We start from the raw sequence: 6,434 nt of genomic DNA, 5'->3' as shown, positions 1-6,434 counted from the left end.
GTTGCAGAGCCATCAGGCCCTTCAGCTTCTCCGCCTCCTCGGGCGGCAGCAGCGGCAGGCAGCTCTCCAGCGTCACCACCGGCTTGCGCACCATCTCCTCCGCGTTGGAGAATTCCAGCGCCTTCAGCGCCTGCACCACGCCCACGCGTGCCCCCGCCTTGTCCGTCTCCGGCATGCCCGAGTAGCCCTGCAGCTGCTGCATCATCACCTGCGCGCCCTGCAGCTTGTTCTGGTTTTGCTCCTGCGTCAGCAGCATCTCCACATCAATGTCCAGGTCACGCACATGCTCCGGGGTGATGGTCACCAGCTCCTTGTTGTGCCCCTCGCCCCACACAAAAGCCTCCGCGCGGTCAAAGTTCGCGTAGTGCAGCTTCACCGCATAGCTGAAGCCCCGGCCCTTCGATCTCCGCAGCCTCCGGATCGGCTTCTTCAGCAGCACTGCTGCACGACTGATCAAAGACTTGATCCCCGTCGCCGTGTTCGATTCCGGCACGCTCGAAAGATCCCCCTGGCTCGCACTCGTGATCCCACTCCGCAACTGCGCCAGCTGCATCCCCGTTTGGAAAAGCTCCAGGCTCCGATTATCCGCATCCGGCAAAATCGCAAACTCGATGCAATCCCCCAGCCGCTTCCCCGCCTTTGGCTTGAGCGTCTTCCCCGGGCCTAGCACCATCTCGCCCCCGTCCTCATCCGTTTGCAGGTTCTCCTCATGCACCGCCGTCAGCGGATTCGCATGCATCTCATTGCGGAAGTTCACCTGGTTCCACAGATTGTCCGTCGCCGTCTGCAGATATGCATACTTCGCGAAAAACCCCCGACCATAAAGCCGGTGCGGCACAGGCTCCCACACATCACACTTGATCGGCAGCTCAGCCTTCGGCGAAATGTTCGCCAGGTAATCCGCCCAGATGATCCAGTCCTCATGGTAAGGCGGGAAGACCATGCACATCCGCGCCTCCTTGCCCGTCCCCGTCACATCCGCACGGATGTACGCCTCGATCAGCCTCACGCGAGTGTTCAGCAGCTGCTCCGCCTCCACCTCCCCCAGCGGCTCATCCGCAGGCGCGCACGTCACCGTTGCATCCGCCGTCCGCTCACGCTGCGCCTCCTCATCACTGCAGATCCGCGTCTCCGCGCAGCGCGCCAGGCGCACCGCATCCTCCTTCGAAAGGTGAAAGCGCCGCATCGCCTCAAACGTGCTCATCTCCACGCTCACATACACATTCGTATGTCGCAGATCCAGCTCCGGCGCATCCTCACGAAAGCTGATGTCATTGAAGTGGATCGGCACCGCCTCCACCCCCTGGCGGATGATCGTCTGGCGCGTCTCATACACCTCCTTCCACTCCAGCTTCCCCTTCAGTCGGCGGCCCATCTTCTTCACCTGCGCATCACTCGTCACATACTCGCCCAGCGCATCCACCACCGGCTGCCCGTCCGCATGCAGGCACGGCGTCGCCGCCTCATGCTCATCCACATCCGTCGCATACAGCGTCTTGATAAAGCACTCCCCCAGCGTCACCGCCTGGTCGATCCCCAGACACTGCGCATCCACAAACCGTCCATCGCGAAACGTCCACTGCAGATGGTGCTGGATGTCATCCGCCAGCTTCGTATCAGCCTGGCCCACCGGATTCGCTGCGAACCACGGCTCCCCGCCATAGATGTCCTGCTCCGCCTGCGCCGCCGCAAACTCCGCCAGCGAAGCCACGATGTTCACCGAATCATTCGCCATCTCGAAAATGCTCAGCGCATCCTCCACCTCCGCCTTCTCACGGCGTGCTCGTGCACGATGGTCAAAAATATCCTGCGCCTCCTGGCTCCACTTCAGGCGGTTCGCCCGCCATTGCACCAGCCCCGCATCATAGCCCGCCTTCTGCGTCCGCGCCCACTGCACCAGCCGCACCGCGCGCGTGCCACCATCCGCCGCCAGCGCATCTTCGAGAGGAGTCTTCTTCCGCTTGCGCACCAGCGCCGCCTTCGCGCGCAGCGCCGCCAGGATGTCAGCAGCAGAACCCCGAGCAGGCGGGGACCCAGGAGCCGCAGAAGAGCCCGCGGCAGAGGGAGGAGAGGGGAGCAAAGGCATGCGAAGAAAAAGGAAAAATCGAGGTCCAAAAAATCATTTTGAATTCCCCCTCCGAGTTCTCCACTCCGTCAGGCTGTCTGTTAACAAGTCTTGGGCCCAGATTTCAAACCGCAAGCGAAAATGTTTTTTCACGCGAAAAAAGTTACGGCAGCGCATTTCTCTCCTTCGAGATTCGACGAATGACGAAAGAACATTCAGGCAGCAAATGCCAAGTGTATGCTTAAGCCGCCAAGCCTGGTATGCTGATCCACCCATGCTGCTGCAGCGATTTCGCAGCCACTTCGATCTGGCGTGGGGAAAACTGCCGCTTCCTCTCATTCCATGCGTGGGTCAGCTTCACCAGTTCGGCAAGCGAACTGGGAGACTCATGCTTCGCCACCCAGTGAACTGTCGCCAGCAGTTCCAGTCCAAATGGCGATTCATATCCTTCAACAAGCTGCGCCACCTTTGTGAAATGTTTGCGCGTGGACTCTTTGCCAGCCAGAAACTGCTGCGCCTCTTCATACGCCTGAGGCACCAGCTTGAGCTGCTTGTCGGGCGCATCGCCACCATCGGCGTAGCCTGAAACAAGATGCCCTTCGATAGCTTTCAGCACATGGCCAAGGTTTTCCGCGAATGGCCCATACGGAGCTTTCTGGTACTTGAGCCTCAGCGGCTCGCCTGCCTCCTGCATGAAATACATCAGCTTGTGCACTTCCAGCAGCGTTACAAAGGGGTCGAGCAAACCACCGAGGTAATGGTGCATTAGCTCCACCAGCGCGGCACGGCCCGCTGTCATTTTCGGCACTTCCTGGTTACGCACCATTTTGTCAGCCGCCGGAGCTCCAGCAGGTTCATAGATCGACACCTTCACATCATCCAGTGCGCCGAGCGCGGCCACGATGCGTGGTCGTACCTGAGACCAGTCCAGCCCGCCCAAGCCACTCCCTAGCGGAGGCAGCGCGATGGAGTGGATCTTCTTTTCCCGCAGCACTTCCACCAGAGCCTCCAGCCCAGCATCAATGTCCTCCATTCGGCTCTTGCCGCGCCAGTGGCGCTTGGTGGGGAAATTGACGATGTAGCGCGGCCCGGTCAGCTCTCCGGTTTCAAAGACAAACATCCTCCCCGGCTGCACCTCTTCACGTTGGCAGGCCTTCTCGTAGGCCTTGTAGTTCTCAGGGTAGGCGCTGCGAAATTGCAGCGCGATGCCACGTCCCATCACGCCCACACAGTTCACTGTGTTGACGATCGCCTCGGAGTCGTCGCGCAAAATATCGCCCTGAGTTGAGATGATCATGAATTCGGTTCCTGTTTCAGTAATACCATTCGCGCAGGATTTCCAGCCTTGGTTGATGCGATTGTCCCACCAGCAGACCGGCCACCTGCTGGTACATGGCCTGCGACTGCACGCCGATCCGCTCCACCAGCCCCCAGGGAAAGCTCTCTTCCAGCAAAAATTCAGCCTGCTTGCCTTCCTTGATGGCTCGGTCAACACCGCTGCCGCTCCATTCCCTGGCCTCCACGGCCTTCCAGTTGATCTCTCCCAGTTGTGCGGTATCAGCCCGATCCTCAAAATAGTTCGACCCCGCATTGGACAGCGTGAAAGCCCAGCGCCGCTTTTGCTCCTCCGCCCACGCGATGCTCGCCTGCAGATCGCACTCCAGATGAATGATCGGCCCTTGGCCTCCCCGATACGTCAGTTCAGCGTGATTACCTTGGTAGATCAGATAAAGCATGATCGAGCGCGGGCAGAAATAAAACGGCACACATTCCCCCACCTTCAGCGTCGGATGGCTCGTGAGCGCCGTGGTCATACGCCGCGCCTTGATGCTGCTCATCCCGATGGTCGTTCCTGGCGAAGCCCGCAGCTGCACCTTCGCATCAGACCAAAGCCCACCATCCGCCAGCACCGAAGCCAGCCGGTCCACGTGCACAATGTGGTAGATTTTGGGTTGCAGGGGAACGGCCATGCGTGTGCGAGTGTGTTCTAGCTCGCCCACCTCGTCCAGCGTTTCGGCGTCCGATTCAGCGACGACATACACATTCCTCACGCAAATTCTTGCCTTCAGATTCATCCCCGACTTAGTACCCACATAAAATATAGGGCGATCAGTGCCGCCACCCAAGTCGTCATCCTCTCGCGAGCACCGTGTGACGGAGCATGCCGCATTCTCGAAACCACCGCAACTCTTCTCTCCTCCCTTGTAGAGGAACTCAATTCCAGCATATGAGCATTTCCCAGGAAAAATACAAAGCTGCCTACGCTGTCGGCCTGAGCTATCACGACGGGAAGATCAAGAGCTCCGAAATCCGGACGGCACTCATCGGAACCGGGCTGTCTCCAAGCTATGCTTACATGCTGGCCACAAACGTCTCTTATCTGCTCAAGGGCCAATGCTACAAACGCGCTATCGACCCGGTGACAGATGACTACCTGACATGGATTCGGCGAGACCGTGGGAACGCTGGGCTCGCCATGGCGCTTCGCGCTCTGGAATCGCACATCGCCTATCGCCGGGCGCTGCCAAAGCCGGCAGCGAGTCGCGGCTTGGAGCGCATCTTGCGAAGGCATCAGGCCCTTCTAGAAAAGACCGGCGAAAGCATGATCGTGCTGGAATGGCAGGATGCTGAGTCGAAGGGCTGGATGGACTGGCTTCCGCTTGCCTGGTTTGCCGAAGAAGGAGAAGCCAAAGCGCTAAGTCATTCGGTGGGGGAAAAAGGCAAACGCCTTGGATTCGCCTGCTGCGATGTCACAGTCAGAGAGTTGAGCGCCACGCTGGACTACCGCCCGTATGCGGAAGCTAATCGACGGGAAGGTGTGCTGCTCGGCATGGCGCGGCTGACTTTCAGGGACGAGGATAGGACATCTATCGCCAGTGTAGAATGGCAGGCGGCAGCCAGTACCGACTTTGAGTCGTGCCGCTTCGCCACGCCGCCGCCCTTTGTGCCACCCGCTGGAACACATTACCAACCCTCAGCCGACATTGCAGGCAAGTCGGCGCGGATGGTTCGTGACCGCCCTGGACAAACGGCATTCCGCCGCACTCTCAAGCTCGTGTATGGTGAGCGCTGCTGCATCTCCGGCTGCGCTGTGCCTGAAGCACTCGAAGGGGCTCACATTGATCGTTATCAAAGCGAAGACTCCAACCACATTCAGAACGGGCTGCTGCTGCGCCGGGATCTCCACACTCTTTTTGACCGGTATCTGATCGCCATTGATCCTGAGACGATGAGCGTTCACGTCGCCAGGCGTGCCCGTGGTCCAGACTACGACCCATTGCATGGAGTGATCCTGAAAGTGCCAGACGAACCTACCCATCGTCCTGACCAAGCAGCGCTCCACCGTCACTGGCAGAATAAACTTGATTGATACAACCGTGCTCCCGTACTGCGGTCGCGAACCTCCCCTCTATGGCTTTCACCGACACCGAAATCACCGAGCACATGCAGGTGCTTGAAGAATCCTTCTGGTCCCGAAGGCGGCCACCGCTGCACCTTCGCGACAAGGTGCGCGAGGGGCAGCGGTTCACAGACCAGAGTATCGAGCTTTTCTTCGTGCGCCCCGCGTTCATGCGTCCCGGCGAGCAGTCCGAGGAGTCCATCGCCAAGATCCAGCACCTGCCCCGTCTGCGTGTCTGGCGCCTCTTCTGGAAACGGGCTGACGGCCGTTGGCACCGCTACAAGCCCTGTCCGGAGGTCGCATCGCTGGCCGCTGTCCTCCGCGTGATCGACCAAGACGCAAACGCCTGCTTCTTTGGCTGAACAGCGGCCTCACCCGGCCTCCATCCCATGCCTGCCCGCTTGGCCTGAAATAGCGCGCCTCGTTATTTCAAAAATCCGCCAATTGATGAAATAAAGAAGTCCGTTATTTCAGAATACGAGCTTTTTTTGACATAACGACATCTCCCCCTTTCTCTACGCCCTCATCAACGATCTCGCGGCCGCAGGCGTGCTCAGAGAGATGACCGGCCAGCGCCGCAATCGCCTCTTCGTTTTCCAGGAATACCTGGCCCTCTTCAAGTCGTGACCCTCACCCCCGCCGGTGCATCTCCAGCACCCTCATCCTCACATCATCCGCAATATCATCCGGCGTCGCGTAGGGCAGGGGGGCGAAGGCGGCGGGGCGTTGTTCCAGCGTGATGTCGTAGAGCTTCGCGATCTGATCCAGCGCCTTCAGGCGCACCGACAGCATGGGCGGGGACGAAGCCCCCGGCGGATCGGCGTCCTCATCGGCGTCCGCCATCGACATCACATCCGGAAACGTCGCCTCCACCGTCTGCCACAGCGCCGCGCCGATGTGCTCGCGGATCGACGTGAAATCCAGCTCCGACTGCGGAGCCAGCGCCGCGCGTGCCGCACGGCTTTGCAG

The 6,434-nt window shown here is 59.9% G+C and carries 6 protein-coding genes; 2 read left to right on the top strand and 4 right to left on the bottom strand.

Going from position 1 to position 6,434, the window contains the following annotated elements; translation table 11 throughout:
* The 3 genes from WAW39_RS29310 to darT all read right to left on the bottom strand — a co-directional run.
* Positions 1 to 2,086, bottom strand: a 2,086-nt coding sequence (locus tag WAW39_RS29310) for a portal protein (RefSeq protein ID WP_422323154.1), incomplete at its 3' end; no start/stop codon positions are given.
* Between the two features lie 220 nt (positions 2,087 to 2,306).
* Positions 2,307 to 3,362, bottom strand: coding sequence for a type II toxin-antitoxin system antitoxin DNA ADP-ribosyl glycohydrolase DarG (gene darG, locus WAW39_RS29305; protein ID WP_422323152.1), 1,056 nt, complete (start codon positions 3,360 to 3,362; stop codon positions 2,307 to 2,309).
* A gap of 16 nt (positions 3,363 to 3,378) precedes the next feature.
* Complete coding sequence (darT, locus tag WAW39_RS29300) at positions 3,379 to 4,035, bottom strand: type II toxin-antitoxin system toxin DNA ADP-ribosyl transferase DarT (RefSeq protein WP_422323156.1); 657 nt, start codon at positions 4,033 to 4,035, stop codon at positions 3,379 to 3,381.
* A 191-nt stretch (positions 4,036 to 4,226) separates the two neighbouring features.
* On the opposite strand from darT, the gene WAW39_RS29295 reads away from it, so the two are divergent.
* The gene (locus WAW39_RS29295; RefSeq protein WP_422323150.1) at positions 4,227 to 5,435 is read left to right on the top strand and encodes an HNH endonuclease; all 1,209 of its coding nucleotides are present in this window, start codon (positions 4,227 to 4,229) and stop codon (positions 5,433 to 5,435) included.
* Positions 5,436 to 5,476: 41 nt separating this feature from the next.
* Positions 5,477 to 5,827 (top strand): DUF3024 domain-containing protein, encoded by a 351-nt coding sequence (locus WAW39_RS29290; RefSeq protein ID WP_422323148.1) that lies wholly within the window; start codon positions 5,477 to 5,479, stop codon positions 5,825 to 5,827.
* Between the two features lie 268 nt (positions 5,828 to 6,095).
* Here the strand turns inward: WAW39_RS29290 and WAW39_RS29285 are convergent.
* Positions 6,096 to 6,434: hypothetical protein (locus tag WAW39_RS29285; protein ID WP_422323146.1), on the bottom strand; the 339-nt coding region annotated here is incomplete at its 5' end.

The organism is Prosthecobacter sp. (assembly GCF_049294395.1).
GTDB lineage: Bacteria > Verrucomicrobiota > Verrucomicrobiia > Verrucomicrobiales > Verrucomicrobiaceae > Prosthecobacter.
The sequence above is the reverse complement of the archived record's forward strand: the minus strand, read 5'-3'. Positions and strand labels throughout refer to the sequence as shown.